General features: G+C 73.3%; 27 protein-coding genes, 1 tRNA gene and 1 pseudogene. 14 read left to right on the forward strand and 15 right to left on the reverse strand.

The genetic code is table 11. The features are described 5' to 3' along the window. Window positions 1-143: 143 nt before the first annotated feature. Genes HPY23_RS10215 through HPY23_RS10230 form a run of 4 tightly spaced genes read right to left on the reverse strand, consistent with a single transcriptional unit; the run spans window position 144 to window position 4,925 of the window. Window positions 144-1,769, reverse strand: coding sequence for a glycosyltransferase family 2 protein (locus HPY23_RS10215; RefSeq protein WP_091884814.1), 1,626 nt, complete (start codon window positions 1,767-1,769; stop codon window positions 144-146). After that, window positions 1,766-3,739, reverse strand: coding sequence for a glycosyltransferase family 2 protein (locus HPY23_RS10220; RefSeq protein ID WP_091884811.1), 1,974 nt, complete (start codon window positions 3,737-3,739; stop codon window positions 1,766-1,768). The genes HPY23_RS10215 and HPY23_RS10220 overlap by 4 nt, the downstream gene beginning before the upstream one ends. Before the next feature lie 8 nt (window positions 3,740-3,747). Then, window positions 3,748-4,386: a hypothetical protein gene (locus HPY23_RS10225; RefSeq protein ID WP_244537534.1), complete on the reverse strand. Its 639-nt coding sequence runs from the start codon at window positions 4,384-4,386 to the stop codon at window positions 3,748-3,750. Between the two features lie 20 nt (window positions 4,387-4,406). Continuing rightward, window positions 4,407-4,925 (reverse strand): invasion associated locus B family protein, encoded by a 519-nt coding sequence (locus HPY23_RS10230; protein WP_413231088.1) that lies wholly within the window; start codon window positions 4,923-4,925, stop codon window positions 4,407-4,409. Window positions 4,926-5,211: 286 nt separating this feature from the next. Here HPY23_RS10230 and HPY23_RS10235 point away from each other — a divergent pair, with 286 nt between their 5' ends. Further along, window positions 5,212-5,598 (forward strand): hypothetical protein, encoded by a 387-nt coding sequence (locus HPY23_RS10235; RefSeq protein WP_060849078.1) that lies wholly within the window; start codon window positions 5,212-5,214, stop codon window positions 5,596-5,598. 30 nt (window positions 5,599-5,628) lie between these two features. Here HPY23_RS10235 and HPY23_RS10240 read toward each other — a convergent pair whose 3' ends face one another. Both HPY23_RS10240 and HPY23_RS10245 read right to left on the reverse strand, forming a co-directional pair. Continuing rightward, the gene (locus HPY23_RS10240) at window positions 5,629-6,372 is read right to left on the reverse strand and encodes a M48 family metallopeptidase (protein WP_091885126.1); all 744 of its coding nucleotides are present in this window, start codon (window positions 6,370-6,372) and stop codon (window positions 5,629-5,631) included. Between the two features lie 196 nt (window positions 6,373-6,568). Further along, on the reverse strand, window positions 6,569-7,846 hold the full coding sequence (locus tag HPY23_RS10245; protein ID WP_060849079.1) for a polyhydroxyalkanoate depolymerase: 1,278 nt from the start codon (window positions 7,844-7,846) through the stop codon (window positions 6,569-6,571). Between the two features lie 353 nt (window positions 7,847-8,199). Here HPY23_RS10245 and HPY23_RS10250 point away from each other — a divergent pair, with 353 nt between their 5' ends. Next, entirely contained in the window at window positions 8,200-9,576 is a 1,377-nt protein-coding gene (locus HPY23_RS10250; RefSeq protein WP_091884805.1) for an ActS/PrrB/RegB family redox-sensitive histidine kinase, read from the forward strand. A 42-nt stretch (window positions 9,577-9,618) separates the two neighbouring features. After that, on the forward strand, window positions 9,619-10,218 hold the full coding sequence (locus HPY23_RS10255) for an ActR/PrrA/RegA family redox response regulator transcription factor (protein ID WP_091884803.1): 600 nt from the start codon (window positions 9,619-9,621) through the stop codon (window positions 10,216-10,218). 114 nt (window positions 10,219-10,332) lie between these two features. Here HPY23_RS10255 and HPY23_RS10260 read toward each other — a convergent pair whose 3' ends face one another. Both HPY23_RS10260 and HPY23_RS10265 read right to left on the reverse strand, forming a co-directional pair. After that, on the reverse strand, window positions 10,333-10,641 hold the full coding sequence (locus tag HPY23_RS10260) for an ETC complex I subunit (protein ID WP_060849082.1): 309 nt from the start codon (window positions 10,639-10,641) through the stop codon (window positions 10,333-10,335). Between the two features lie 25 nt (window positions 10,642-10,666). Continuing rightward, window positions 10,667-10,743, reverse strand: a tRNA-Pro gene (locus tag HPY23_RS10265). Between the two features lie 172 nt (window positions 10,744-10,915). On the opposite strand from HPY23_RS10265, the gene ruvA reads away from it, so the two are divergent. Continuing rightward, window positions 10,916-11,542, forward strand: a complete 627-nt coding sequence (gene ruvA, locus HPY23_RS10270; RefSeq protein WP_175539912.1) for a Holliday junction branch migration protein RuvA — start codon at window positions 10,916-10,918, stop codon at window positions 11,540-11,542. Window positions 11,543-11,575: 33 nt separating this feature from the next. On the opposite strand, the gene HPY23_RS10275 is transcribed toward ruvA, so the two are convergent. Further along, window positions 11,576-12,940 (reverse strand): sensor histidine kinase, encoded by a 1,365-nt coding sequence (locus HPY23_RS10275; RefSeq protein WP_060849084.1) that lies wholly within the window; start codon window positions 12,938-12,940, stop codon window positions 11,576-11,578. Between the two features lie 16 nt (window positions 12,941-12,956). Then, on the reverse strand, window positions 12,957-13,724 hold the full coding sequence (locus HPY23_RS10280; RefSeq protein WP_060849085.1) for a response regulator: 768 nt from the start codon (window positions 13,722-13,724) through the stop codon (window positions 12,957-12,959). Between the two features lie 202 nt (window positions 13,725-13,926). Between HPY23_RS10280 and HPY23_RS10285 the strand changes: the two genes are divergently transcribed. From HPY23_RS10285 to HPY23_RS10320, 8 genes are all read left to right on the forward strand, one after another. Further along, window positions 13,927-14,253 (forward strand): accessory factor UbiK family protein, encoded by a 327-nt coding sequence (locus HPY23_RS10285; RefSeq protein ID WP_091884798.1) that lies wholly within the window; start codon window positions 13,927-13,929, stop codon window positions 14,251-14,253. Between the two features lie 309 nt (window positions 14,254-14,562). Further along, a complete protein-coding gene (locus HPY23_RS10290; protein WP_060849087.1) occupies window positions 14,563-15,066 on the forward strand; it encodes a type III secretion system chaperone family protein in 504 nt (167 codons plus the stop codon). Further along, window positions 15,063-15,893 (forward strand): pyrroline-5-carboxylate reductase, encoded by an 831-nt coding sequence (proC, locus tag HPY23_RS10295; protein ID WP_280142898.1) that lies wholly within the window; start codon window positions 15,063-15,065, stop codon window positions 15,891-15,893. Before HPY23_RS10290 ends, proC begins: the two co-directional genes overlap by 4 nt. A gap of 147 nt (window positions 15,894-16,040) precedes the next feature. Continuing rightward, complete coding sequence (locus tag HPY23_RS10300; protein ID WP_236012586.1) at window positions 16,041-16,808, forward strand: TetR/AcrR family transcriptional regulator; 768 nt, start codon at window positions 16,041-16,043, stop codon at window positions 16,806-16,808. A 138-nt stretch (window positions 16,809-16,946) separates the two neighbouring features. Next, complete coding sequence (locus HPY23_RS10305) at window positions 16,947-17,525, forward strand: cytochrome b (RefSeq protein WP_060849090.1); 579 nt, start codon at window positions 16,947-16,949, stop codon at window positions 17,523-17,525. A gap of 26 nt (window positions 17,526-17,551) precedes the next feature. Then, entirely contained in the window at window positions 17,552-17,896 is a 345-nt protein-coding gene (locus tag HPY23_RS10310) for a DUF3088 domain-containing protein (protein WP_091884795.1), read from the forward strand. A gap of 188 nt (window positions 17,897-18,084) precedes the next feature. Further along, window positions 18,085-19,572, forward strand: a complete 1,488-nt coding sequence (locus HPY23_RS10315; protein ID WP_091884792.1) for a PAS domain-containing protein — start codon at window positions 18,085-18,087, stop codon at window positions 19,570-19,572. A gap of 149 nt (window positions 19,573-19,721) precedes the next feature. Then, window positions 19,722-20,243 carry a GNAT family N-acetyltransferase gene (locus HPY23_RS10320; protein ID WP_091884790.1) on the forward strand — a complete coding sequence of 174 codons (522 nt, stop codon included), beginning with the start codon at window positions 19,722-19,724 and terminating at the stop codon, window positions 20,241-20,243. Here HPY23_RS10320 and HPY23_RS10325 read toward each other — a convergent pair. Next, window positions 20,236-21,147 (reverse strand): LysR substrate-binding domain-containing protein, encoded by a 912-nt coding sequence (locus HPY23_RS10325; protein WP_091884787.1) that lies wholly within the window; start codon window positions 21,145-21,147, stop codon window positions 20,236-20,238. The two genes, HPY23_RS10320 and HPY23_RS10325, sit on opposite strands and share 8 nt — an antisense overlap. Window positions 21,148-21,277: 130 nt before the next feature. Here HPY23_RS10325 and HPY23_RS10330 point away from each other — a divergent pair, with 130 nt between their 5' ends. Further along, complete coding sequence (locus tag HPY23_RS10330) at window positions 21,278-22,543, forward strand: serine hydroxymethyltransferase (protein ID WP_091884785.1); 1,266 nt, start codon at window positions 21,278-21,280, stop codon at window positions 22,541-22,543. Here HPY23_RS10330 and HPY23_RS10335 read toward each other — a convergent pair. From HPY23_RS10335 to HPY23_RS10350, 4 genes are all read right to left on the reverse strand, one after another. After that, window positions 22,531-23,562: a 5-oxoprolinase subunit C family protein gene (locus tag HPY23_RS10335; protein ID WP_091884782.1), complete on the reverse strand. Its 1,032-nt coding sequence runs from the start codon at window positions 23,560-23,562 to the stop codon at window positions 22,531-22,533. The two genes, HPY23_RS10330 and HPY23_RS10335, sit on opposite strands and share 13 nt — an antisense overlap. Further along, window positions 23,559-24,281, reverse strand: a complete 723-nt coding sequence (locus HPY23_RS10340) for a 5-oxoprolinase subunit B family protein (protein WP_091884780.1) — start codon at window positions 24,279-24,281, stop codon at window positions 23,559-23,561. Before HPY23_RS10340 ends, HPY23_RS10335 begins: the two co-directional genes overlap by 4 nt. Window positions 24,282-24,286: 5 nt before the next feature. Further along, a complete protein-coding gene (locus tag HPY23_RS10345; RefSeq protein ID WP_091884777.1) occupies window positions 24,287-25,048 on the reverse strand; it encodes a LamB/YcsF family protein in 762 nt (253 codons plus the stop codon). Window positions 25,049-25,163: 115 nt separating this feature from the next. Continuing rightward, window positions 25,164-25,373, reverse strand: coding sequence for a hypothetical protein (locus tag HPY23_RS10350; protein WP_060849623.1), 210 nt, complete (start codon window positions 25,371-25,373; stop codon window positions 25,164-25,166). Between the two features lie 303 nt (window positions 25,374-25,676). On the opposite strand from HPY23_RS10350, the pseudogene HPY23_RS32675 reads away from it, so the two are divergent. Then, window positions 25,677-26,004 (forward strand): annotated as a pseudogene (locus tag HPY23_RS32675) (hypothetical protein); the annotation flags it as partial.

Raw genomic sequence — 26,004 nt, forward strand, 5'->3', positions numbered from 1 at the left:
GTGCTGACAGAACGATCCAGGTCCACACGCGTCAGAACAGACGCCCGAGCCCGCGCGCCATCAGCCCAAAACACGCCGCAAGCCACTGCCCGGTGAATAAGACGGGCTAGGGACGCGGGCTCCCCTCTCTCCCCGGTCGGGCCTCACCGCAACGGCGCCTCCGCCCACGGCCGCAGCCTCTCGTACGTCCCCGCCCGCGGATCGAAGCCCGGGTGGTACCAGGGATCGGCGGCGAGCCGCTCCCCCCAGCGCGCCCGCAGCGCCGCCACCTCGGCCTCGTGGCGGAGACGGGCCTCCGGATTCCAGCGCCGGCTCGCCGCCTCGTGGTGGTGGAGCACCGCGCCCGGCACCATCAGGGTCCGGTAGCCGGCCGCGTCGAGGCGCAGGCACAGGTCGACGTCGTTGAAGTCGACCGCGAAGGCCGCCTCGTCGAAGCCGCCGACCGCCCGGAATTTCTTCGCCTCCACCGCGAGGCAGGCCGCCGTGACCGCCGAGACCCGGTGCGTGACCCGGAGCGAGGCGAGGTAGCCCGGCGCCGTCCCGGAAAAATGGCGGTGGGCGTGGGTGACGAGGCCGCCGGTGCCGAGCACGATGCCGCCGTGCTGGATCCGCTCCCGCACGTCGAGGAGCTTCGCGCCCACCGCGCCGACCTCCGGCCGCAGGGCCTCCTCGGCCATCCGCCGCAGCCAGTCGGGGCGGTGCGCCACCACGTCGTTGTTGACGAAGACCAGGAGCGTGCCGTGAGCCTCGGCGGCGGCCCGGTTGTTCATCGCCGCGAAGTTGAACGGGCCCGGGCAGGGCAGCACCCTGACCCCCTCCGCGGCGAGCCGCTGGAGATAGGCGAGCGTGCGCGGGTGGCGGCTGTCGTTGTCGCAGACGATGATCTCGAGGGACGGCCAGTCCGTGTGGGCCCGGATGCTCTCGATGCAGGCCCGCAGCAGCTCCACCCGGTCGCGGGTCGGAATGATCAGGCTGACGAGGGGCGGCGCGGGCAGGTCGCGGCGCAAGGTCAGGAGACCGCCCGCGGCCTCGACCCGGCCGGCACCCGCGAGATGGCGCTCGACCAGCGTCCGGCGCGACGACGCCCAGCCCTCGGGCGGGGAGGCCGCGGCCGGCGACCAGGTCGAGAGGAGGCGCGGGAGGTGGCGGACGGCGGACGGGTCCTCGGCCGCGAGGCGCACCAGCAGGTCGGCGGCCTCGACGCCCGGCAGAGAGGGATCGAGCCCGAGCCGGTCCAGCGCCGTCCGGCGGACCGCGACCACCGGGCCGGCATAGTCGGCGGCGAGCAGGTAGTCGGGATCGAAGGCGGGGCGCAGCACCGGCAACCGGGGCTCGCCCCCGGCCCCGAGGACCACCGCATCGCCGTAGAGAGCAAAGAGTCCGGGATCGGCCGCGAACGCCTCGGCGATCGCGGCGGCGGCACCCGGCACGAGCCGGTGGCCCGGTGCCGTCAGCACGACGAGGGCGGCGGCGCCGGCGCCGCCCGACAGGATCTCGGCCGGGGTCGCGACGTGGAGATCGAGGCCCGCCTCGCCCCGGTCCGGCGGCAGCGGCGGCAGCGGCCGGAGGGCGTGGCGGCTGCCCCAGAGGATCGCGGCGCGGTCGCGGGCCCGCACGCGCTTGCCGGCGAGGAGAGCCCGGGCGACGTCCCGGGCCTCGCCCGGGCGCTTCAGCGCCAGGAGCAGCCGGACGAGCCAGCGCCGGGCGGGCCCGGGCTGCCCGTCCGCGAAGCGCAGGATGTCGAAGGCCGGGTGAGGCGGCAGCCTCATTCCAGCTCCTCCCCGAAGGTCGTGACCGAGAAGGCCGGGTGATAGTACGGGTCGTCGCGGATCACCGCCCGCCAGCGGGCCGCGAACCGGTCGCCCTCGGCCTCGAACCGGGCCCGGGCCGGGCCGACGCTCGGTCCGCGGCTGACCGATTCGTGGTGGGCGAGCGTGGCCCGCGGGGTCCAGATCGACGTCCAGCCCCGCGCCCCGAGGCGCAGGCAGAGATCGATGTCGTTGAAGTCGATCGGGAAGGTTTCGGCGTCGAGGCCGCCGACCGCCTCGAACTTGTCGCGCGCCACCGCCAGGCAGGCGGCGGTCACGCCCGCGACCTCGTGCGCCACGGTGAGGCGGCGCAGGTGCCCCGGCGTGTCGGCCGGACGGTTGCGCAGGATGTGCCCGGCCCGACCGCCGAGCCCGACCACCACCCCGGCATGCTGGATCCGGCCGCTGCCGAACAGGAGCTTGGCGCCGACCGCGCCGATCCCGGGCCGCAGGGCCTGGCGCACCATCGCGGAGAGCCAGTCGGGATGCAGCACCTCGACGTCGTTGTTGAGGAGCACCAGGACCGCGCCGCGGCTGGCGGCGGCGCCGTCGTTGACGAGGCGCGAGAAGTTGAACGGGCCCGGCCGGTCGAGGCGGCGCACCCGGGGGTCCGCCGCCCATTCGGCGTAGAGCGCCGCCACCGCGGGATCGGTCGAGCCGTTGTCGACGATGACGAGCTCGATCGCCGGATAGTCCGTATCGTGCAGGACGCCCCGCACCGCGACGCGCAGCAGGTCCGGCCGATCGCGGGTCGGCACGATCACCGAGACCAGGGGGGCGGGCTCGGGCAAGGGCCAGTCGAGGTCGAGGACGTCGCCCCGGCGCGCCACGACCGCCGGGGCGCCGGTCCGCCGCAGGGCCTGGGCGAGGTCGGCGGCGTGTCCGTCGGGGTCCTGCGCGTCCGGCACCGTGCGGCAGAGGATGCGGGGGATGCGGCGAACCCGCTCCGGGCCCGCCAGGGCGGAGGATAGGAGAAGCGCGCGGGCGCCCTCGTCCGGCCTCCAGCCGCTGCGCGCCGCGAGGCTCGCCGCGACCAGGAGCGGCCGGCCCGGATAGAGCGTCGTCAGGGCGAGGTCCGGGCTCCAGCCCGGCTTGAGGGCCGGGCGCGGGCCGCCGGGCGTCTCGGTCTCGCTGTCCGCGTAGGCGAGGTCGGCCGGCTCCTCGCCGGCGAAGGCCGCGGCGAGATGGGTCAGCGCGTCGGGCGCCAGCTCGTCGCCGGGCCGCAGGTGGCCGAGTGCGGCGCCCGCCGGCAGGACATCGCCGGAGATCCGCGGATCGGCGGGCATTCCCGCGGGCGGCGGGCCGCGCCAGCGCAGGGCGAGGCACCAGTCGCGGTGATCCTGGGCCAGCAGGGCGGCGAGGGTGCGGCGCACCGCCGGCGCCTCCTCGGGTGCCGCCTCCAGGATCAGGCCGAGGCGGGGCAGCGGACCGGACGGCGGCCGGTCGAAGCCGGGCTCGGCCGGCCGGGTGCGGGCCGCCTTCCAGGCCGGGTAGCGGTCGATCGGCATCACCCCGGCGGCGATGCGCAGGGTGTTGCGCAGGCGGCGCGCGTCGCGGCGCAGCCACTGGTAGAGCGCGACCGGCAGCTTGTCCGGACGCCGACGGGCGCAGAGCGCCAGCATGGCGGGGCGGGACAGGAGCCGCGCCGCGACCCGGAACCCCTCCGCCGGGGCGGCGAGCAGGATGGCGGTCGTGCCGGGCGGCACCGGGCCGAGCCAGGTAGCGCGCCCCAGCACCGCGCCCGGCAGCAGCGCGTCCTCATGGCCGCCGTCGGCGCGCACGAAGCGCAGGAGCGGGCGGACCGGGTCGGCGAAGCGGTCGAGGGCGATGTCGAGGGAAAGCCAGCGCCCGGCCGCCGGCCGCCCGGGGATCAGCGCGCGGGTGAAATCCGGGTCCGGGTGGGGAACGAGGCGGCAGGAACCGGATGCCACCCGGGCGGTCAACCGTCGGCCGGCGGCGGCGCGGCCTGCTTGCGCCGCGGCGACCGCGCCGGCTTGCCCATGCTGCCGAGGCCGACCTCGATGTCGAAATCCTTCGCCAGGGCGGCCGGCACGACGATGCCGTCCTCCACCACCGTGAAGGTGCCGCTGGCCTGGCCCGCGGGAATCGTCACCGCGCCCTGGTGGGTGCGCCGGGCGAGAATCTGGGTGCCGTTCTTCACCGTGATGGTGACGGGCGCGTTGAAGCGGCCCGGGGCGCCGCCGGGGCCGAGCAGGACGACGCCCTGGACGCCGACCGAGACGACCGTGCCGCCGTTCGGCCCCGGCCGGCACGCGCGGCTGAGCTGGCCGAGGCGGATCTGCGTGCGCACCGTGCCGCCGGCGAGGGTCTGGAGCGAGGAGCCACCCTCGGTGACGTCGATGGTCGGGCAGTAGACCTCGTCGAGGCTCGGCGGAGCTTCCGGCGGCTTGGTGGTGCTGCCGTACTTGAAGATGTTGACGAAGGGGTTGCCCTCTTCCTGCGGCGCGGCGGTCTGGGCCCGCGCCGGGGCGCCGAGCGTCACGAGAGCCAAGGCGAGACCCAGCGTGCCGAGACCCAGCGCGCCGGGGCGGAGTGTACGGAGACAACGAGCCGTCACGGTCCTCTCCCGATCGTCGATCACTTCAGGCTGTCGAAGCCGTCCTTGAACCCCTTGAGGGACAGGGGGATGCCGACCCCTTCCTCGGGCGTCTGGAAGACGATGAAGGTGGCCTGCTGGCCGGTCTTGAGCTGGTTGATGAGCTTGTCGTCCATCACCACCTCGGCGACGCAGCCGGTGGAGAGGCAGCGCACGAACGAGGTGCGGCCGATCTCCGCCTGGTCGACCTTGAGGCCGAGACCCGAGGGTAGCAGCACGCCGAGCGGCGCCACCACCCGCAGCAGCGTGCCGCGGTTGTCGGCGGTCTTCAGCACGATGACCACCAGGGACAGGTTCGGCCGGTCCTCGGCGGCGACGTACTGCACCAGGGCGCATTGCTCGGCCTTGGCGCCGGCGGGCGTCTCGCAGCGCAGCTGCCAGTCGTCGAAGGTCTGCTTGACCGCGCCCTGCGCCAGGGCGCCGCCGGCCGGCAGGCCGAGGCCCGCACCGAGGGCGAGCCCGAGGGCGGCGGCCCGCACCCGGCGTCCGATCCGTCGCACGCTGTCTCCCACGCCGCTCACCGCTCCGCTGCCCCGGCCACGCGCCGGTCCGGGGGCGTTCCGACCACGGGGCAGGGATGCTGTCAAGCCGAGGCGCCGATCCGGGCCCCGCGGACGGAACCCGTGCACGCGAGCAGGCTTAGCTTTATCGTGGGCGGCGATGCGCCCGGCGCTCTGCGGCCGTTAGGGGTTTCGCACGGTTCCCGGCCCATACGGAGCGGGAGCACGGGGAGCCCCGTTCCCCGTACCCCGCCCGCTCTCCCCTTTCCAGCGAGATGCCGCCCCGATGAGACTTCCCGCCACCTCCCTCGCCCTCCTGGTCCTGGCCACCGGTACCGCGGCGCTGGCCGCCGGTGCCGCGGCGGCCGAGCCGCTGCCGGTCGACGAGACCACCTATGTCGAGCGTTCGCTCAACCGGGACGCCACGCTGACGGTCGAGCACCCGCCGGTGCCCCGCAACCCGCGCGGGCGCCGGGCGGCGCGTTCGGCCGAGATCGCCGGCTTCTGCCGCGACGGCGGCGTGATCCGGCGCCGGGGCGAGAACGGCGAGATCATCCTGCGCCAGCGCGAGCTGTGCGACAGCATCGCGCCGCGCACGCTCTATCCGGGGCACGTCGATCCGCGCCCGACCTGGCCGGCGGAGCGCGTGGTGGTGGTGCGCACCAAGGGCTGACCTCGCGAGGCCCCGAGGGCGTCGGGGCCGTCAGCCGTAGCGGTGCAGCTCGGTGCCGTGCCGCTTCAGCCAGGCCTCGGGCTCGTCGTAGCCCGGGTAGAGCCGCGCGACGATCGCCCAGAACCGGTCCGAGTGGTTCATCTCGGCGAGGTGCGACACCTCGTGGGCGGCGAGGTAGTCGAGCACCGAAGGCGGCGCCATGATCAGGCGCCAGGAGAAGTTCAGGTGGCCGGCGGCCGAGCACGAACCCCAGCGGCTGCGGGTGTCGCGCACGGTCAGGCGCCGGGGCGCGCGGCCGAGCGCGCCGGCATGGCGCGCCACCGCCTCCGTCAGGTCGCGCCGCGCCTCGGCCTCCAGGAAGTCGCGCACCCGCCGCGCCACGTGGGGTTCCCCGCAGGAGACCGCGATCACCGGCGCGCCGTCCGGCGCCGCGGTGGCGACGGTGGCGCCCGAGGCGGTCGACCAGTGCAGGATGCGGTGCGGCACGCCGCGCAACGGCACGACGGCGCCGGGCAGGAAGGCGACGCGCTCGGGCAGCTTCGCCACCCGGGCGGCGATCCAGGCGCCGTGCGATTCGGCGAAAAGCTGCGCGGCGGCGAGATCGATGCGCTCGGGCAGCGTCAGGACGATCTCGCCGGTGGCGCTCGACACCCGCAGGGTGATGCGCCGGGCCGCCGCGCGGCGGCGCAGGGCGACCGGGTAGCTGGTGCCGGCGTGGACGACCGTGAGGTGGGAGGGTTCGGGCGCCGACCGGCGCAGGAGCGCGACTCGCATCCCGCCCTTGTAGGAGGAAGGACCCCGGCGTGCCAGGGTCGCGCCGCGTCCCACCCGCGCGAGCAGGCCGGCGAACCAGGCGCGCAGGGAGCGGGCGGGCGACGACGGCATCGGGGCATCCGACGAAAAATCCCGGCGCCGTCGGGCGCCGGGAGGCGAGGATCGAATCGGGCTCGGGCGAGTGGCCTCCGGTCGCTCAGGACGCCTGGCGCAGGTCCCCCTGCCCGTCCTGCGCGGTGCCCTGCATCTCGTGCATGAAGGCGGAGATGCGCGGGGCGATGTTGGCGCGGAAGCGCGAGCCGTTGAACACGCCGTAATGGCCGACGCCCTGCTGCAGGTAGTAGCTCTTGCGCTCCGCGGGCAGGTTCGGCGTCAGGTCGAGGGCGGCGAGCGTCTGGCCGACGCCCGAGATGTCGTCCTTCTCGCCCTCCACCGCCAGGATGCCGCAGTGGCGGATCGCCGTCGGATCGACCGTCTTGTCGCGGTGGCGCATCTCGCCTTTCGGCAGGGCGTGCTCGACGAACACCGTGTTGACGGTCTGGAGGTAGAACTCCGCCGTCAGGTCCATCACCGACAGGTACTCGTCGTAGAAATCGCGGTGCTTCTCGGCCGAGTCGCCGTCCTCGTGCACGAGGTGCTTGAACATGTCCCAGTGCGCCGTCAGGTGACGGTCGAGGTTCATGCCCATGAACCCGGACAGCTGGAAGAAGCCCGGATAGACCTCGCGCCAGGTGCCGGGATAGCCCGGCGGCACCACGGTGATGCAGTTGCGCTTGAACCATTCAGAGCCGCGCTCGGCGGCGAGGCAGTTCACGGCGGTGGGCGAGCGGCGGGTGTCGATCGGGCCGCCCATCAGGGTCATCGAGGTCGGCACGCCGGGCATGCCGTCGGCTTCCATCCGGGCGACGGCGGCGAAGACCGGCACCGAGGGCTGGCACACCGCGATGACGTGCAGGTCCGGACCGAGGGCCTGGAACATCTCGATCAGGTAGTCGATGTAGGTGTCGAGGTCGAAGCGGCCGGCCTCGAGCGGCACCATGCGGGCATCGATCCAGTCGGTGATCATCACCTCGTGGGCGGGCAGCATCGCCTCGACGGTGCCGCGCAGCAGCGTGGCGTAGTGGCCCGACATCGGCGCCACCACCAGCACCTTCGGCTGGGCCTGGGCCGTCGGGCGCTTCAGGGCGCGGTCGAACTTGATGACCTGGCAGAACGGCTTCGACCACACCACCCGCTCGGTCACGTCGGTGACCAACCCCTCGACGGTGGTGGTGGGCAGGTTGAAGGCCGGCTTGCCATAGCGCCGCGTGGTGCGCTCAAACATCTCGCAGGCGGCCGAGACCGTGCGTCCGTAGGATGTATAGGTGATCGGGTTGGCGGGGTTCTTGAACACGAGCTGCGTGGCGTCGGCGGCCGCCCGGGCGGGCGTCAACATCCAGTGCGCTGCTTCATACCAGAAATACGAGAGATCCATGACGCCACCGTCCACGATTGACCCAGCGGCGCGCGCACCCGCCGCCAGGAGACGCCTGTCCCATCTGGGAGCCAGACAATAGAGTATCGGTATTGGAGGGCAAGATCTCAGGAAAACGAAACGGTCGAAACCCGTCACTGTGCCCTTTTTACCTCAACTACCGCGGGTATCCCGGGAAGCTTGCGACGCAGCGGGGCGAGGTCGCGCCGTCCGTCCCCGGCGGCGCCGGCATACCCCATTGTCGACCGACCCGCCGGGCCCGTCGCGGCCATGTTTGGGAAACGCGCTGCGGCCGCGAGGGTTTCCGCCGCCCCGCCCTGGGCTTTGGTCGGCGGCGCACTATCGTTTTCGCGATGTCCGACACCTCGCAGACCGATCCCGTGCGGGACGCCCGCCACCTGCGCCTCGACACCTTGGTGCGGCTGCGCTGGCTCGCCGTGGCGGGCCAGGGTGCCGCGGTGGCCGGCGCCCATCTCGGCCTCGGCCTGCCCCTGCCGTTCGGCTGGTGCTTCCTCGTCGTCGCAGCCTCGTCCTGGCTCAACCTGACGCTGCGCATCCGCTACCCGGCGAGCCATCGGCTCAGCGACGACGCGGCGGTGCTGCTCCTTGCCTTCGACATCATCCAGCTCGCGGCGCTCCTCTTCCTCACCGGCGGACTGCAGAACCCGTTCGCGCTGCTCTTCCTGGCACCCGTGCTGATCTCCGCGACCGCGCTGCCCCCGGCCCACACCCTGGCGCTGGGGCTCCTCGCCGTCGGCCTGTCGACGATGCTCGCCCTCGTCTACCGGCCGCTGCCGTGGTTCGCCGGCGAGACCCTGGAACTGCCGTTCCTGTACGTCTCGGGCGTCTGGACCGCGATCCTGCTCGGCACCGCCTTCACGGGGGTCTACGCCTGGCGGGTCGCCGAGGAGGCGCGCCAGCTCGCCCGGGCGCTCGCCGCGACCGAGCTGGTGCTCGCCCGCGAGCAGCACCTGTCGCAGCTCGACGGGCTGGCGGCGGCGGCGGCCCACGAACTCGGCACGCCGCTCGCCACCATCACGGTGGTGGCCAAGGAACTCGACCGCCAGCTCGGCCCCTCGGCGAACCCGAGCGTCGCCGAGGACCTGGCGCTCCTGCGCGACCAGGTCGAGCGCTGCCGCGGCATCCTCGCCAAGCTCACCTCGCTCGACGCCGACCAGGGCGGGTTCATCGAGACCATCACCCTCAGCCACCTCGTCGAGGAGCTGGTGGCGCCCCAGCGCGCCCTCGGCATCATCCTCGACGTGACCACGAAGGGCGAAGGCCCGGAGCCGGCCTGCCGGCGCAACCCGGGGGTGATGTTCGGGCTCGGCAACATCGTCGACAACGCGATCGACTTCGCCGAGAGCTGCGTGTCGATCGAGGCGCGCTGGAGCGCCGACCGGGTCACGCTCGAGATCCGCGACGACGGACCGGGCTTCGCCCCGGAGGTGCTGCTGCGGGTGGGCGAGCCCTATGTCAGCACCCGCAGCGCGGCGGCGGCCGGCACCGACGGGGGAACGGGGCTCGGCCTCGGCCTGTTCATCGCCAAGACCCTGATCGAGCGTTCCGGCGCACAGCTCTCGCTCACCAACGCGGTCGACCCCTCGACCGGGGCGGTGGTGCGGATCGGTTGGACACGTCACATTTTCGAGAGGGAGGTCAAAGGCCTCCGAAACCCGGCTGCGGGGGGCGCCGCACCCCTGACGCAGGCCCCCGGCGTTCCTATATAAAGTCCTGAACATACTGATCGAAAGTCGAAGGAGCGTCGCTCGATGACGCAGTACGGAACACTCAGCCCGGAGGCCGCGCCCGGTACCATCCCGGAGGGCGACGCCCTCCTCAACCATGCCGACCGCAGCCTGCTGATCGTCGACGACGACAAGCCGTTCTCGACCCGCCTCGCCCGGGCGATGGAGGCGCGCGGCTACCGGGTCCACGTGGCGGAAAGCGTGGCAGAGGGCGTCTCGGCGGTCGAGGCCCAGCCGCCGGCCTTCGCGGTGATCGACATGCGGCTCGGCGACGGCAACGGCCTCGACGTGATCGCCCGCCTGAAGGAGCGCCGGCCCGAGGCGCGCGGCGTGATCCTCACCGGCTACGGCAACATCGCCACCGCGGTGACGGCCGTGAAGCTTGGCGCCTTCGATTACCTGGCGAAGCCCGCCGACGCCGACGAGATCCACGGCACCCTGATGGCCGAGCCGGGCGAGCGGGCCGACCCGCCCGAGAACCCGATGTCGGCCGACCGGGTGCGCTGGGAGCACATCCAGCGGGTCTACGAGCTGTGCGGGCGCAACGTCTCGGAGACGGCGCGGCGCCTCAACATGCACCGCCGCACGCTGCAGCGCATCCTGGCCAAGCGCGCCCCGCGCTGACCCGGATGGCGGCGGACACGAGAAGAGCCCGGTGCCGCGAGGCGCCGGGCTCTCTTCATTCATGGCTCGCACACCCGTCGCCAGCGACCGGACCGGCCACCGGGCACGATCCCGTCAGTGCGTCCAGGGCATCGTGCGGTTGTACTTGAAGTTGTCCGAGTAGGAGAGGCCGCGGCGCAGGAGTTCCTGCGGCTCCTCGACCCGGTAGGCGATCCCCTCGCGGGTGGCGTAGGCGATCGCCTCGTCCTTGGTGTCGAACTCGAGCCGCACCTGCTGCAGCATGTCCGAGGACGAGGTCCAGCCCATCAGCGGCTCTGTCTCGCGCGGGCTCGTCTGGTCGAACTCCAGCGTCCACTGCTTGGTCCGCGCGAGGCCGGACTGGCTCGGATCCTTGGCAGGGCGGAAGATGCGGGCGGTCGACATCGCGGGCTCTGATCCATGGAGAGGATGGTCGGGGCGGCCGGATTCGAACCAGCGACCCTCTGGTCCCAAACCAGATGCGCTACCAGACTGCGCTACGCCCCGACGCGTGCAGATGCACCTGCACCTGCCCCCGGTTCCTAGTGAAAATCCGGTGGGCGCGCAAGCGTACGCACGGGACCGCGCGCGGCATCGCCCCGCCTTGTGGCCCGGGTCCCGGCTCGCTAAGGGCCGGGACCCGGGCCCGCCTGTCGGCCCGCCGGAGACCGTGGCGGCGATGATCGGCAAGCTGAAGGGCGTCGTGGATTCCTACGGCGAGGATTTCGTGATCCTCGACGTGCACGGCGTCGGCTACGTGGTGCATTGCTCGGCCCGCACGCTGCAGCGCCTGCCCTCCACCGGCGAGGCGGCGGAGCTGGCGATCGAGACCCATGTGCGCGAGGACATGATCCGCCTCTACGGCTTCCGGGCCGATGCGGAGCGCGAGTGGTTCCGCCTGCTCCAGACCGTGCAGGGCGTCGGCACCCGGGTCGCCCTCGGCGTGCTCTCGGTGATGGAGCCGGGCGACCTCGCCACCGCCATCGCCACCGGCGACAAGGGCGCGGTCGCCCGCGCACCCGGCGTCGGCCCGCGGCTCGCCGCCCGCCTCGTCGCCGAATTGAAGGACAAGGCCCCGGCCTTCTCGCCCATCGATCCGGCGCTGATCCAGCTCAGCGGGGCGGTCGAGGCCAATACCGCGCCCCAGCCGGTGGCGGATGCGATCTCGGCGCTGGTCAATCTCGGCTACGCCCAGGTCCAGGCCTCGGCGGCGGTGGCGGCGGCCCTCAAGGGCGCGGGCGAGGGAGCGGCCGGGATGGAGGCCAAGACCCTGATCCGCCTCGGCCTGCGCGAACTGGCCCGCTGAGGGCACCGGGCCATCCGGACGGGCGTGTTCCCGTCACGCCGCCTGGCGCACCGGCGCACCCGCGGCCCGGGGCAGTTCGAGGCGCACGCGCAAGCCCTGCGGCTCCCGGTTCTCGAGGCTGAACGTGCCGCCATGCGACTGGGCGATGGCGCTCGCGATCGACAGGCCGAGGCCGAAGCCGCCGGCCTCGTTGAGGGTGCGGGCGCGGTCGCCGCGCACGAAGGGCTGGAGCATCAGGGCGCGCTCCGCTTCCGGGATGCCCGGGCCGTCGTCCAGGATCTCGACCGCGACGCGGCCGGGCCCCGCCTCGACGAGGCGCACGGTGGCGCCGCCGGCATACTTGACGGCGTTGTCGATCAGGTTGGTCAGCGCCCGCTGCAATTCGCCGGAGGAGCCGCGCACCAGGGCCGGGCGGAGATCCTCGCTCTGCACCTCCTCGGCCCGCACCGCCTCGCCGATATCGGCGAAGCCGTCGCAGACCGTCTGCACCACCGAGGCGAGGTCGATCAGGCCGAGGCCCTCGCGCGACTGGCCGTCGCGCACGAAGGACAGGGCCGCCTCGACCAGCGCGTTCATCTGGTCGAGGTCGCGCAGGAACTGCCGGCGCAGGACCTCGTCCTCGAGAAATTCCGCCCGCAGGCGCAGGCGGGTGATCGGGGTGCGCAGGTCGTGGCTGATCGCCGCCAGCATGTGGGTGCGGTCGTCGATGAGGCGCAGCACCCGGTCGCGCATCCGCCCGAGCGCCCTGGACACCGCCAGCACCTCCTCGGGGCCGTGCTGGGGCAGCGGACGGGCCTCGGTGGCGGTGCCGAACGCCTCGGCGGCCTCGGCGAGCCGGGCGAGCGGCGCGGTGAGCGCCCGCGTCGCCCAGATCGACAGGAGCGTGAGCGACAGCGCCAGGAAGACCAGGGTGATCAGCACCGCGCTCGTCAGCGGCGGGTGCGGCAGCGGCAGGGGCGGCAGGTCGGCGGTGAGCTGCAGGCCGGCCGGCCCGGCGATGCGCAGGTGCAGGGCGCCGCCGGGCATGTGCTCGGCCGAGACGCCGTAGCCCGCCCCCAGGGCCGCCCGCAGGCCGGTGATCTCCGGCACCTCGGCGCTGGCCGCCGGGGGGGCGTTCGGCTCGTTGGACGGCAGCAGGGTCAGGTGCAGGGCCGAGGCGCTGCGGCGGGCCGCCGCCACCACGTCGGTCCGGTCCTCCGCCGGGGCCGCCGCCACCATGTGGACCACCGTGACGAGGCGGTTGGCGAGCGCGTTCGGCCGCTCGTCGGAGCGGCGCAGCTCCGGGCGCAGCAGCAGGAAGGCCACCGTGACGACGACGTGGGTGACCACGATCGCCGCCACCACAAGGAGGGCGAGCTGCCCGGCGATGCGGCCCGGCACGGGCCCCCACCGCCTCATGCCGGTGCCCGCCGGGTCATGTCGAGACCACCTCGGGCGTGAACAGGTAGCCGCCGGAGCGGATGGTCTTGATCATCTCGGGGTTGCGCGGGTCGCGCTCGATCTTCTGGCGGATGCGGCTCACCAGCACGTCGATGCTGCGCTCGAACGGGCCGGGCGCGCGCCCCTGCGTCAGGTCGAGGAGCTGGTCGCGGGAGAGCACCCGGCCCGGCCGCAGGCACATGGCGTGCAGGAGGTCGAACTCGGCGCCGGTGAGCGCGACCTGCGCGCCCTCCGGGTTGAGGAGCTGGCGCAGGCCCGCATCGAGGACGAAGCCCCCGAAGGCGTGGCGGCGCACGCCCTCGTCGTCGCGTCCCGGCGCGGCCGCGCCCCGGCGCAGGATGGCGCGGATGCGGGCGAGCAGCTCGCGCGGGTTGAAGGGTTTCGCCAGGTAGTCGTCGGCCCCGATCTCGAGCCCGACGATCCGGTCGATCTCCTCGCTCTTGGCGGTGAGCATCAGGATCGGGATGCCGGAGGCGGCGCGCAGGCGCCGGCAGATCGACAGCCCGTCCTCCCCCGGCAGCATCAGGTCGAGCACGACGAGGTCGACGCGGGAATCGGCCATCAGCCGATCCATCTCGCGGCCGTCGCCGGCGATGGAGACGCGGCAATCGTTGCCACGGAGGTAGCGGGCGACCAGCGTGCTGATCTCGCGATCGTCCTCGACGATCAGGATGTGCGGTGTCGTGCTCACGGTTCGCCTTATGCCGCAGTCCGGCTTTTGCTTGAAGCCATCGAAGTGCATCCGTGTGTTGCTGTCCGCCTCCGGCGATACCGTCGCGAGAAACCGGCCCCGGGATTCCCGGCACGGCACCGCTTCCGTCATGGTGCCGCATTCGCGGGCGAGGACGAAGCCCGCACGCGCATTTCTCGTCCGGCCGGGGCCCCTTTTGCCGGGAAATGCACTAGTGCTGGGCGCTGGACCCGCCCTCACAGGATCTTTTTCCATGCAGCAGAATCGCCTGTTCGACGACTTCGCCCGCCTGATGACCGACGCGGCCGGCGCCGCCCAGGGCGTGCGCCGCGAGGCCGAGACCGTGGTCAAGGCGCAGATCGAGCGCATGCTGCGGGACATGGACGTCGCCACCCGCGAGGAGGTCGAGGTTCTGCGCGATCTCGTCGCGTCGTTGCGGGCCCAGAACGAGGCGCTCACCGCCCGCGTCGCGGCGCTCGAGGCCAAGCCGGCCGATGGCACGCCCACCGCCGGTGCCAAGGCCGCCGGTGCCAAGGCCGCCGGTGCCAAGGCCGCCGGTGCCGACACGGCGACCGCCTGACGCGGGAGCCGCTGCCACAGGACCGTGCAACAGGCGCCGGATGCCCGGCGCTTGTGCACAGGAAGCTTCGGTGGATAGCCGGCGGCCTGCCGCCGGCCCCGCGGGTTTCCGCTTTGAGTCCCTCGACTCGCCCGGGCTATAGTGGGTCACGCACTGATTCGCCGTCGCCCAGGGGGAGACAAGTCGGAACTTAAGCTTATCGCCGGCACGTCCTGACCGTGCCCGGGTCGCGATCTGCCTTGACGACGACACCCGCCGCGTCCGCTGACGCAGCTGTATCCCGCTCGGACGAGCCAAACTTGGATCGCCATGACCCAGCTCACCATCGACGACCTGACCCGCGCCGAGCACCCGCTCGATGTCGTCGAGCGCCTCGCCTCCCTCCGGGACTGGATCTTCGATCGCGCTGAGACCGACGAGATGTCGGTGGCGGTGGCCGGACGATGGGCCGAGTACCATGTCGCCTTCACCTGGATCGAGGATGTCGAGGCGCTGCACGTCGCCTCCGCCTTCGACCTCAAGGTGCCCGACCGGCGCCGCAACGAGGTGCTGCGCCTCGTCTCGCTCGTCAACGAACAGCTCTGGGTGGGTCATTTCGACCTCTGGAGCAGCGAGCACGTGGTGATGTTCCGGCACTCGCTGGTGCTCACCGGCGGCGCCGAGCCGACGAACGGCCAGTGCGAAGCGATGTTGAAGACCGCGGTCGAGGCCTGCGAGCGCTACTTCCAGGCGTTCCAGTTCGTGATCTGGGCCGGCAAGACCGCCCGCGAGGCCCTGGACGCGGTGCTGTTCGAGACGGAGGGCGAGGCGTGAGCGAGGCCGGCTCCCGGGCGGCGCTGCCGGCCTCGCTCGTCCTCGTCGGCGCCGGCAAGATGGGCGGCGCCCTGCTCGAGGGATGGCTCGCCGACGGACTGCCCGGCACGCATGCCGCCGTGATCGACCCCAATCCCGCCCCCGCCATGGTGGCGTTGTGCGAGCGCCACGGCGTCGCGCTCAACCCGGCCGAGCCCGGCGAGCCCGAGGCCCTGGTGCTGGCGGTCAAGCCGCAGGGGCTCGACGCCGCGGCCGCCGCTGTGGCGGCGCTGGCCGGGCCCAGCACCCTGGTGGTCTCGGTGCTGGCCGGCAAGACGATCGCGAATCTCAAGGACCGCCTGCCGCGGGCCCGCGCGGTGGTGCGGGCGATGCCGAACCTGCCCGCGAGCATCCGCCGCGGCGCGACCGGCGCCGCCGCCTCGCCGGAGACGAGCGAGGCCCAGCGCCGGACCGCCCACGCGCTCCTGTCGGGCGTCGGCCTCGTCGAGTGGCTGGACAGCGAGGACCTGATCGACGCCGTGACGGCGGTCTCGGGCTCGGGGCCGGCCTACGTGTTCCTCCTCGCCGAGGCGCTGGCGGCTGCGGGCGTCGCCGCCGGGCTACCGGCCGAGGTGGCGGACCGCCTCGCCCGCCAGACCGTGGCCGGAGCGGGGGAACTCCTCGGGCAGAGCGCCGAGGAGCCGGGAACGCTGCGCCAGAACGTGACCTCGCCGGGCGGCACCACGGCGGCGGCCCTCGGGGTGCTGATGGCCGGGGACGGCCTCGCGCCGCTGATGCGCGACGCGGTGGCGGCGGCCAAGGCCCGGGCCGAGGAACTGGCGGGCTGACACGCCGGCCTCAACCACGCCCTGCCGCGTCGCCGCGGGCCCCTGCCCGTCGGGCGGTGCGGTCCCTAGATAAGGGGTGACGGCGGCGGGCCCGGCCCCGACGGCTGGTGCGCGCGCCCGTCAGCCTACGGTATCGGAGCGCCCCCAATGGCCCGCAACCCCAAGACGACCGGCGAGCACGACGGCGCCGGCGACACGCCGCACGCCACCCGCCTGCCGCCGCGGGAGGCGATCGTCGAGGCGCTGATGCGTCTCGCCGCCGAGCAGCCCTGGAACGACATCGAGATCGGCGACATCTCCCGCGAGGCCGGGGTGAGCCTGGCCGAGTTCCGCGAGTGCTACCCCTCGAAGGGCGCGGTGCTCGGGGGCTTCGCCCGGATGATCGACAAGCAGGTGCTCGACGGCGCCAGCGACGACCTCGACGACGAGCCGACCCGCGAGCGGCTGTTCGACGTGCTGATGCGCCGCCTCGACGCGATGGACCCCTACAAGCCGGCGCTCCGCCGCATCGTCTTCGCGCTGCGCGGCGATCCGCTGTCGCTCGCCGCCCTCAACCAGGTGGCGCTGAACTCGCAGCGCTTCATGCTGGCCTCGGCCGGGATCAGCACCGAGGGGCCGCTCGGCCGCGTCAAGCTCCAGGGCGTCGTCATCGCCTTCGCCCGGGTGACCGAGGTGTGGCTCGACGACGAGGACCCGGCGCTCGCCCGCACCATGGCGGCGCTCGACCGCGAGATCCGCAACGGCGAGCGCTTCATGGAGCGGGCCGAGGACGTGCGCCGCCTGACCGCGCCGTTCCGGGTGCTGGCCCAGTCGCTGGCCGAGGGCGGCCGCCGTCGTCGGCGCCGCGGCCGGAACGACGACCGCAACGAGGACGAGGGCAATCCCCTCGGCGGCGACCCGGCGGCGGCGATCTGACGCCGGGCGTCCGGAGGCGCCGCGCCTCTCGCCTGGGGACTTTCGAGACATTCCAGGGTGACCGTCGGGCGCCCGCCGGCTAGCTTGACGGAACGACCGCCGCAGATCCGCGGCGGCGATCCCCGAGGGCCGTTTCGGATGCTCGACCCGTTCCCCCGCGCGCCGGCGACGATCGCTCGCGTCGAGCAGCCGCGCTACACCGCCCTGGCGCAGGCCCTGCACTGGCTCACCGCCGCCCTCGTGCTGGCGGTGCTGCCGCTCGCCTGGGTGGCGACGAGCCTGCCGGCGAGCCCGTCGAAGGGCTTCTTCTTCCAGCTGCACAAGTCGGTCGGCATCACGATCCTGGCCATCGTCGCCCTGCGCATCCTGTGGCGGGCCTGGCACCCGGCCCCGCGGGAGCCCTTCGTGCCGGCCGGCCTGGCCCTGCTCGGCCGGATCAACCACTGGCTGCTCTACCTCGTGTTCCTGCTGATGCCGCTGAGCGGCCTCGTGCTGTCGGCCGCCGCCGGCAACACCACGCAGTACTTCTTCCTGTTTCCGATCCCGCCCTTCCTCGAGAAGAACAAGGCGGTGGCCGACCTCGCCGACCAGATCCACCTCGCCGGCCAGTACGCGGTCTACGCCCTGGTGTCGCTGCACCTGCTCGCCACCGCCTGGCACCTGATCGTGCGCCGCGACGCCCTCCTCGACCGGATGCTGCCGCGCCAGGACGTCTGAGCCTCGCCGGCCTGAGGATCGCCCGGATGCGCGATCACCTCTACCTTCTCGCCCCCGATTTCGCCGACCCGGCCCTGCCGGGCCGGCGCTACTACTGCTGGCACTGCGCCCTGATCGAGGGGGTGCTGGCGGGCTTTCCCGACCTGGCGCGGCGGCTCGACGTGACGCGCCTGCCCTGGCCGCGGCCGCGGGACGCCCTCGTCTCGCGCCTCGGCGAGGCACACCAGGTGCTGCCCGTGCTGGTGCTCGCCCCGGATGCCCCGGATGGCCTCGCCACCGGCCGCCGGGGCCCGATGCGCTTCGTCGACGACAAGGACGCGATCCTGCGCGTCCTGCACGCGCGGCACGGATTCCCGGAAGCGCATCCGTGACGGAGCGACCGACCGCCGCGCGCCGTCCATGACGTGCGGCCGGATATATTCAATCGCACGCGATTGAACCAACCTCTCCGGACGTGCGTTTTTGCAGCGGTCCGGAGCGTTGCACCGAACCGGACCCTTGCTCATGAGATAGTGGCAGACGCGCGCCCTCCGACGGGCGCGCAAGGGACGACCGACGCGTGACCGACCGCCGCGAAGAGAACCGCATCGCCGCCGAGCTGACCCGGGTCGGCGCGAGCTCCGATCCGTTCGCCGCGGCCGTGCGGGCGACGCGGATGCCGATGCTGGTCACCGACCCGCACCAGGCCGACAACCCGATCGTCTTCGTCAACGACGCCTTCTCGAAGCTCACCGGCTACACCAGGGACGAGATCCTCGGCCGCAACTGCCGCTTCCTGCAGGGTCCCGAGACTAACCGCGACGACGTCGCCCGGGTGCGCGACGCGATCGAGCGTCGGGTCTCGATCGAGGTCGACCTCCAGAACTACAAGAAGTCGGGCGAGACGTTCTGGAACCGCCTGCTCGTCTCGCCGGTCTTCGACGACGAGGGCCAGCTGACCTACTACTTCGCCTCGCAATTCGACGTGACGCTGGAGCGCGAGCGGCTGGTGCGCCTGCAGCGCGACCGCGATGCCCTGGAGCAGCAGATCGAGCGGCGCTCGCAGGCCCTGCGGCGCAGCGAGGAGCGGCTGCACTTCATCCTCAAGGCGTCGCGGCTGGGCTCCTGGACCCTCGACCTCGACGGCATGCGGCTCGTGGCCTCCGACAGCTGCAAGCGCAACCTCGGCCGGGAGCCGGGCGACCCGTTCACCTTCGAGGACCTGATCGACGCGATCCTGCCGGAAGACCGCGACCGGATGCAGGCGGCGATCCGCGAGTCGATCGAGAACCGGAGCGACTACGACATCGAGTACCGGATCCGTACGCCGGCCGGCGAGGTGCGCTGGCTCGAGATCCGCGGCCAGCCCTTCTACGATGCCGACGGCGAGCCGCTGAGCATGGCGGGCGTCACCCTCGACGTGACCGAACGCAAGCGCGGCGAGGAGCACCGGGCGCTGCTGGCCGAGGAGCTGAACCACCGGGTGAAGAACTCCCTGGCGACCATCCAGTCGATCGCCAACCAGACCCTGACCCACGCCGCCTCGCTCACCGAGGCGCGCCTCGCCTTCAACGCGCGACTGCAATCGCTCTCGGCCGCCCACGACGTGCTCACCCGCGAGAGCTGGGAGGGTGCGACGCTGGCCGAGATCGTCGAGGAATCCCTACGCCCGTTCCGCACCGGCCAGGGGACACGGTTCAAGACCGGCGGTCCGCCCGTCCGCCTGCCGCCGCGGCTAGCCCTGGCCTTCGTGATGGCCCTGCACGAGCTCGCCACCAACGCGGTGAAGTACGGCGCGCTCTCGAACGCGCAGGGCCGGGTGATCCTCAACTGGGACATCGTCGACGGCTCGAACCCGGGCCGCCTGTGGCTGCGCTGGGAGGAGATCGGCGGCCCGCCGGTCGTCGAGCCGGCGCGCCGCGGCTTCGGCTCGCGGATGATCGAGCGGGTGCTCGCCGCCGAGCTCGGCGGCAGCGCGGAGGTCGAGTACCGCCCGCGCGGCGTGGTCGCGACCGTCGAGGCGCCCCTGCCGGCGGTGGGGACGCGCAAGACCGGGGCCGCGGCCTGAGCGGCGCGGCCCTGACGGCCGGGGCCGTCACGGTCTAAGCAGACTTGCGTTGGCAGGCCAACGCTTCGTCCGCTTAGGTCATTGTTTTGTCGCAGATTTTTGTCGCAAAACCGGTGACCACTTTTGCGAAACCTGCTTAGAAGCGGGGCATGACGACCGACACGGTGACCCTCGCCCCCGCGCATCCCGACGATCTCCCGGCCTTCAAGCGGGAATTGCAGGAGGCCTTCGCGATCGCCGTGGTGGCGGAGTTCGGGGCGCTGCCGGACGGCCCGATCCCCTCCGACGACGACCTCGACGCCACCCTCGCGCATCCGGGCGCCGTGGTCCTGCGAATCCGGCACGAGGGCCGGGTGGTCGGCGGCGCCGTGGTGACGATCGATCGCGAGACGCATCGCAACGCGCTCGACCTGTTCTTCATCACGCCCGGTGCGCATGGACGCGGCCTGGGGCGCCGGGCCTGGTTCGCAATCGAGCGGCACTTTCCGCAGACGCGGGTCTGGGAGACGCACACGCCCTATTTCGAGAAGCGAAACATCCACTTCTACGTCAACGTCTGCGGCTTCCGGATCGTCGAGTTCTTCGGCGCGCATCACCCAGACCCGCACGGGCCAGGGCAGAGCGACCTGCCCGGCGACGGCGAGGCGTTCCGATTCGAGAAGGTCATGTGACCGGCGGGGCGTCGCGCCGGCCAGGTTCTTCCGCCCCGCACAGCCAGCCGATCACCGGCGCCAGCCGCGCCCCCTCCCCGCCCGCCGGCACGACCAGCCGCAGCGGCGGTCCCGCCACCGCCCGGTCGCCGAACGGCGCGACGAGGCGCCCATCCGCCAGCGCGCCGGCAACGAGCACGCTGTGGCCGATGAGGACGCCGCTGCCGGCGAGCGCCGCATCGAGGGCGAGGCTGTAGAGCGAGAACGCCGCCTCCCGGGCCGGCCGCAGCGCCCCGGGCCCGTGGGCGGCGAGCCAGCGCGGCCAGTCCCTGCGCCAGACCGAATCGTGCAGCAGCGTCGCCCCGGCGAGGTCGTCCGGGTGATGCAGGCCCGCCGCCAGGGCCGGGGTGCAGACCGGATACAGGTCGTCGCGGGCGAGCACCACGGAGGTGCAGCCGGCGGGCGCCGCGTCGCCGACATAGAGGCCGAGATCGACGAGGTCGCGGTCGTAGTCCGGCTGCTCGTCCCGGGTGAGGATCGTCACGTCGAGGTCGAAGGCGGCCTGGAGCGCCGGGAGCCGGGGCGCGAGCCAGAGCTGGGCGATGCAGGGCAAAGCCGCGAGCGTCAGGCTGCGCGGCCGGCCGATCGCCCGCATCCCCCGCACCGCTCCGTTGAGAGCATCGAAGGCCGCGCTCAAGGCGGGCAGGGCCGCCCGCCCCTCCGGGGTGAGGACGAGGCCGTTGGGCAGGCGGTGAAAGAGCGGCCGGCCGAGCCAGGCCTCGAGCCCCTTCACCTGGGTGCCGATCGCCGCCGGGGTGACGTGGAGCTCCCGCGCCGCACCGACATAGCCGCCGTGCCGCGCCGCCGCCTCGAAGGCCCGCAGGGCGTTGAGGGAGGGGGATGAGGGCCGGCCGCCCTGGTCCATCGCGAGGCCTTCGGCAGGGTGATCCAGAGGCCAAGGAGAGCTTGGCCTCAGCCCAAGCTTATCCCGTTTGCCCGCCGGCCCGGCAAGCCCGACAGTCGGGACCAGACGGACACCGAGCGAGCCCCCGACCATGCGCCTCCTCCACGACGGCTATTTCGACCGGGGCCTCGACGCCGACCCCGCACTCGCCGCCTCGATCCGGGGCGAGCTCGCCCGGCAGCGGGACGGGATCGAGCTGATCGCCTCGGAGAACATCGTCTCGCGCCTCGTGCTGGAGGCGCAGGGCTCGGTCCTCACCAACAAGACCGTCGAGGGGCTGCCCTATGCCCGCTACTACGGCGGCGCCGAGCATGCCGACGCGATCGAGGCCCTGGCGGTGGAGCGGGCGACGCGGCTCTTCGGCTGCCGCTTCGCCAACGTGCAGCCGCATTCGGGCTCGAACGCCAATGCGGGCGTCTTCCTCGGGCTCTTGAAGCTCGGCGACACCATCCTGTCGATGGGCGTCGAGGCCGGCGGCCATATCAGCCACGGCCACCCGGCGACCCTGACGGGGCGCGACTACACCATCGTGCGCTACGGCGTGGCGCGCGACAGCGAGCGGGTGGAACTGGAGGCGGTCGCGGCGCTCGCCCGCGCGCACAAGCCGAAGATGATCGTGGCCGGCGGCTCGGCCTACGCGCGGGCGCTGGACTTCGCGGGCTTGCGGGCCATCGCCGACGAGGTCGGGGCGCTGCTGATGGTCGACATGGCGCATTTCGCCGGCCTCGTCGCCACCGGGCTCTACCCGCACCCGTTCCCGCACGCCCACATCGTGACCTCGACCACCTACAAGTCCCTGCGCGGGGCCCGGGGCGGGCTGGTTCTGTGGAACGACGCCGCGCTGTCGGACCGGATCAACTACGGCATCTTCCCGGGCGTGCAGGGCTCGGTGATGATGCACGCCGTCGCCGCCAAGGCGGCCTGCTTCGGCGAGGCGCTGCGGCCCGAGTTCCGGGCCTACAACCAGGCGGTCCTCGACAATGCCCGGGCGCTCGCCGAGAGCGTCGCGGCATCCGGGATGCGCCTCGTCGCCGGCGGCACCGATTGCGGGCTGATGCTGGTCGACCTCTCGCCCCAGGGCGTGACCGGGGACGTCGCCGCCAGGGCGCTCGAGGCCGCGGGGCTCGCGGTCAACAAGAACCAGATCCCGTTCGACACCCGCCCGCCCGAGGCGCCCTCGGGCCTGCGCTTGTCCTCGAATGCCGGCACGGCGCGGGGCTTCGGCGCGCAGGAGTTCCGGCAGGTCGGCCGCTGGATCGCCCGGGTGGTGGCAGCACCCCACGACGCGGCCGGGCTGGCGGCGATCCGGGAGGAGGTGCTGGCCCTGTGCCGGCGGTTTCCGATCTACGGCGCGTGAGCGTCCGCCCCGTCCACCACCCCGCCGATCAGGTTGCGCCCGAGCAGGAACTCGGCGGTGAAATCGGTGCGGATCAAGGGCTCCATCGCCACCGGCCCGGCGAGCGCCTGCGCCTCGGCGCGGCGCGCCGCCACCGCCTCGGCGCGGTCGACGGCGCGGAAGCGGATCCGCGTGCCGCCCTGGGCTTGCGCGAGCCGCCCGAGATCGGGGCCGATCACGGTCGCGATCTTGGGATAGCCGCCGGTGGACTGGCGGTCGGCCATCAAAACGATCGGCCAGCCCTCCCCCGGCACCTGGATCGCCCCCATGGCGATGCCGTCCGAGACGATGTTGTAGCCCTTGGCGTGGGTGAGCGGCGTCCCGTCGAGGAAGCAGGCCATCCGGTCGCCCTTGGTCGTCACCGTCCAGGGCCCGGCCAGGAAGGCGGCGATCTGGTCGTCCGGGAAGAAATCGTCCTGGGGGCCGAGCACCACCCGGATCTCCTCCGGCGGCCGGTCGAGCCAGGGGGCCGTGAGGGCGTGGGGATCGGTCGGGCCGGGGCGGGCGTCGCGCACCGCCAGCCGGTCGCCGGCCCGCAGGGCCCGGCCGTCGAGCCCGCCGAAGCCGGAGCGGGTATGGGTGGCGGTGGAGCCGAGGGTGGGAGGAAGATCGAACCGGCCCGCCGCCGCGAGATACGCCCACGCCCCGACCCGGCCCGCCCGCACGACGAGGCTCTGGCCGGGGTGGAGCGTCAGCGCGCAGGCCGGCGGCAGGGGCGCGCCGTCGAGGGCGAGCCGGAAGGCGCCGCCCGCGACCGCGATCCCGAGCGGTCCGCCCTCCGCCGTCACCTCGACGCCGCCGAGGGAGACTTCGAGGGCGGTGGCCCCGAGCGGGTTGCCGAGCGCCCGGTTGGCGGTGGCGTGGGCGAGCGGGTCCATCGGCCCGGCGGCGGTGATGCCGTAACGGAGATAGCCGTGGCGCCCGCCATCCTGGAGCGTCACCCCGGGACCGGCCGACAGGATGCTGAGACGCGAAGTCATGCGGCCTCCCGGCGCTGGGCGACGATCTCGCCCGCGGCGGCGCGGTTTTCGAGATCCGCGAAGGTGGCGGCGTCGATCGCCTCGAACCGGAGCGTGTCGCCGACCGCGACCGGGAACGGCTCGGGCCGCTGCGGGGCATAGAGCCGCTCGGGCGTGCGCCCGATCACGTACCACCCGGTCGGCATCGGGAAGGTGCCGACCGCCGCGAGCCCGCCGCCGATCAGCAGGGCGTTGGCCGGGTGCGGCGGGCGCGGGGTGGCGCGGCGCGAGACCGCCAGTTCCCGCGGCAGGCCGCCGAGATAGGCGAAGCCCGGGGCGAAGCCGTACATGTAGACCCGGTACTCGGCGCCTGCGTGAAGCGCGGCGACGCGCTCGACCGTGAGCCCGGTCGCCTGGGCGATCGCGCCGATATCCTCGGCGCAGGCCGGGTCGTAGCAGCAGGGCAGGATCCACTGGGCGGCGCCGGGCCGGGCCGAGGCGGGCCCGGTCGCCAGCGCCGTCACCCGGGCGGCGAGGTCGTCGCGGTCGAGGACCAGGGGATCGTAGTGGATCATCAGCGAGCGGTAGGTCGGCACCGTCTCGGTGAGACCGTCGGGCGGCGCGGCGCGGAGCGCGTCGTCGAGGGCGAGCACCCGGTCGTGGATCGCCGGGTCGACGGTGGTGCCGAACTCCGCCACGAGGGCGGCCTCGCCGGCGTCCAGAAGGCGGGGGCTCTCCATCGGAATCAGGCCCGGAACGGGGCGAGGCGCACGCCGGCGCCCTCGAGCCGGGCGCGCACGGCGCGGGCGGTGGCGACCGCATGGGCGGAATCGCCGTGGACGCAGACCGAGCGGATCGGCGTCGGCAGGCGCCGGCCGCTCGCCGCGATGATCGCTCCCTCCTGCACCATCGCGAGCACGCGGTCGGCGGCCTCACGCTCGTCGGTGATCATCGCGCCGGGCTGGCTGCGGGGGATCAGGAGCCCGGCCTCGGTGTAGCCGCGATCGGCGAAGATCTCCTGGTGCACGTCGAGGCCCTGCGCCTCGCCGGCCGCGACCTGGGCCGTCAGCGCGATGGCGAGCAGCGACAACGACGGGTCGACGGCCCTGACCGCCTTGGCGATGGCGTCCGCCACCGGGCGCTCGACCGCCGCGAGATTGGCGAGCGCGCCGTGCGCCTTGACGTAGGTGAGGCGGTGGCCGGCATAGGCCGCGAGCCCCGCCGCGGCGCCGACCTGGTAGGCGACCAGCCGCTCGACCTCGCCGGGGGTGAAGGGGAGCACCCGGCGGCCGAAGCCCCACAGGTCCGGGTAGCCCGGATGGGCGCCGACCGCGACGCCGCGCTCGCGGGCGATGGCGAAGGTGCGGGCCATGATCTCGGGATCGCCCGCATGCAGGCCGCAGGCGACGTTGGCCGAGGTCACGACCTCGAGCATCGCCGCGTCGTCGCCGCAGCGGTAATCGCCGAAACCCTCGCCGAGGTCCGAGTTGAGGTCGATGGACAGCATGGCGGGCCTCCGGGCGGACGGTTGCGGGCCCTCTGTTCCTGGCACCGCGCCCACGCCCCTGCAACCCGCGGGCCGCGCCGGCCCGGGTTGTTTCCGCCGCCGGTCCGGCGACCCGTCAGAGCGTGAGGGCGCTCACCGACAGTTCCAGGGCGTTGCGCGCGAGCCAGAGCACACCCCAGCCGATCAGCCCGAACCAGGCGAGAACCAACGGCACGCCGACCATCAGCGTCAGCACCATGGCGGCGCGGCGCAGCCTGGCCTCGAATGACGCGCCGCGGGCCGCCAGCCGTCCCGCAATGGAGGGGTTCGTCTCGAACTGGATCATCGGCATCGGTCCCGGTGAGGTCATGGGTTCGGGGTGGCAAGCGGTGGGCCCGATCGAATCACCGCCCGTCACTCAATTGCGCGCGATATAGCGCCTGCGGCGCGGGCGGGGAGGGTTTGGTTAACGCATTCCGCAGGACCTAATGCCGCATTTCGTACCGTGGCGAAACAGTTTCCTGCGCCCGGACGACAGTATTTGTTAGTCTTTGACAATGGACGGCCCCGGCGCGTCCCGCTACGGTTCCCGGACACGGCCGGGACATGGAGCCCGGCTTTCCGCGCCCGCCGACCCGGAGGTGCGATCATGCGTGACGGGATGCGTCGCCTCGGCGTCGCCTTGCTGCTCGGCCTCCTGTGCGGAGCGCCGGCCTCGGCCCAGAGTCCGGACCGGGATCGGTCCGGCTCCCGTCCCTGGAGCGACCCGCCGGCGAAGCCCGCCGAGGCGCCGCCCCTCCCGTCGGCAGCGGGACCCGCGACGGCGACGGCAAAAAACCCGCTCCTTGCCGCCAAACCCCGGAGCGTCGCGAAACCCCGCCGGGCCGCGGCCCGGCCCGCCGAGCGGGAGCACCTGGCCGTGACGCGGCGCGCCATCCCGGCGCGGATCGCGGCGCGGGCGACGCGCGGGGCCGGGG

It is taken from the genome of Methylobacterium ajmalii (assembly GCF_016613415.1).
In the GTDB taxonomy this organism is placed as follows: Bacteria; Pseudomonadota; Alphaproteobacteria; order Rhizobiales; family Beijerinckiaceae; genus Methylobacterium; species Methylobacterium ajmalii.

What these genes read in the sequence shown, in the direction of transcription:
- HPY23_RS10240 (WP_091885126.1), bottom strand. Translation starts at nt 6,372, where the DNA reads ATGCGAGTCGCGCTCCTGCGCCGGTCGGCGCCCGAACCCTCCCACCTC.
- HPY23_RS10350 (WP_060849623.1), bottom strand. Translation starts at nt 25,373, where the DNA reads ATGATCCAGTTCGAGACGAACCCCTCCATTGCGGGACGGCTGGCGGCC.
- HPY23_RS10275 (WP_060849084.1), bottom strand. Translation starts at nt 12,940, where the DNA reads ATGAGGCGGTGGGGGCCCGTGCCGGGCCGCATCGCCGGGCAGCTCGCC.
- HPY23_RS10335 (WP_091884782.1), bottom strand. Translation starts at nt 23,562, where the DNA reads ATGACTTCGCGTCTCAGCATCCTGTCGGCCGGTCCCGGGGTGACGCTC.
- HPY23_RS10260 (WP_060849082.1), bottom strand. Translation starts at nt 10,641, where the DNA reads ATGTCGACCGCCCGCATCTTCCGCCCTGCCAAGGATCCGAGCCAGTCC.
- ruvA (WP_175539912.1), top strand. Translation starts at nt 10,916, where the DNA reads ATGATCGGCAAGCTGAAGGGCGTCGTGGATTCCTACGGCGAGGATTTC.
- HPY23_RS10310 (WP_091884795.1), top strand. Translation starts at nt 17,552, where the DNA reads ATGCGCGATCACCTCTACCTTCTCGCCCCCGATTTCGCCGACCCGGCC.
- HPY23_RS10320 (WP_091884790.1), top strand. Translation starts at nt 19,722, where the DNA reads ATGACGACCGACACGGTGACCCTCGCCCCCGCGCATCCCGACGATCTC.
- HPY23_RS10250 (WP_091884805.1), top strand. Translation starts at nt 8,200, where the DNA reads ATGTCCGACACCTCGCAGACCGATCCCGTGCGGGACGCCCGCCACCTG.
- HPY23_RS10345 (WP_091884777.1), bottom strand. Translation starts at nt 25,048, where the DNA reads ATGCTGTCCATCGACCTCAACTCGGACCTCGGCGAGGGTTTCGGCGAT.
- HPY23_RS10325 (WP_091884787.1), bottom strand. Translation starts at nt 21,147, where the DNA reads ATGGACCAGGGCGGCCGGCCCTCATCCCCCTCCCTCAACGCCCTGCGG.
- HPY23_RS10290 (WP_060849087.1), top strand. Translation starts at nt 14,563, where the DNA reads ATGACCCAGCTCACCATCGACGACCTGACCCGCGCCGAGCACCCGCTC.
- HPY23_RS10305 (WP_060849090.1), top strand. Translation starts at nt 16,947, where the DNA reads ATGCTCGACCCGTTCCCCCGCGCGCCGGCGACGATCGCTCGCGTCGAG.
- HPY23_RS10340 (WP_091884780.1), bottom strand. Translation starts at nt 24,281, where the DNA reads ATGGAGAGCCCCCGCCTTCTGGACGCCGGCGAGGCCGCCCTCGTGGCG.
- HPY23_RS10235 (WP_060849078.1), top strand. Translation starts at nt 5,212, where the DNA reads ATGAGACTTCCCGCCACCTCCCTCGCCCTCCTGGTCCTGGCCACCGGT.
- HPY23_RS10330 (WP_091884785.1), top strand. Translation starts at nt 21,278, where the DNA reads ATGCGCCTCCTCCACGACGGCTATTTCGACCGGGGCCTCGACGCCGAC.
- HPY23_RS10245 (WP_060849079.1), bottom strand. Translation starts at nt 7,846, where the DNA reads ATGGATCTCTCGTATTTCTGGTATGAAGCAGCGCACTGGATGTTGACG.
- HPY23_RS10255 (WP_091884803.1), top strand. Translation starts at nt 9,619, where the DNA reads ATGACGCAGTACGGAACACTCAGCCCGGAGGCCGCGCCCGGTACCATC.
- HPY23_RS10215 (WP_091884814.1), bottom strand. Translation starts at nt 1,769, where the DNA reads ATGAGGCTGCCGCCTCACCCGGCCTTCGACATCCTGCGCTTCGCGGAC.
- HPY23_RS10300 (WP_236012586.1), top strand. Translation starts at nt 16,041, where the DNA reads ATGGCCCGCAACCCCAAGACGACCGGCGAGCACGACGGCGCCGGCGAC.
- HPY23_RS10280 (WP_060849085.1), bottom strand. Translation starts at nt 13,724, where the DNA reads ATGCACTTCGATGGCTTCAAGCAAAAGCCGGACTGCGGCATAAGGCGA.
- HPY23_RS10285 (WP_091884798.1), top strand. Translation starts at nt 13,927, where the DNA reads ATGCAGCAGAATCGCCTGTTCGACGACTTCGCCCGCCTGATGACCGAC.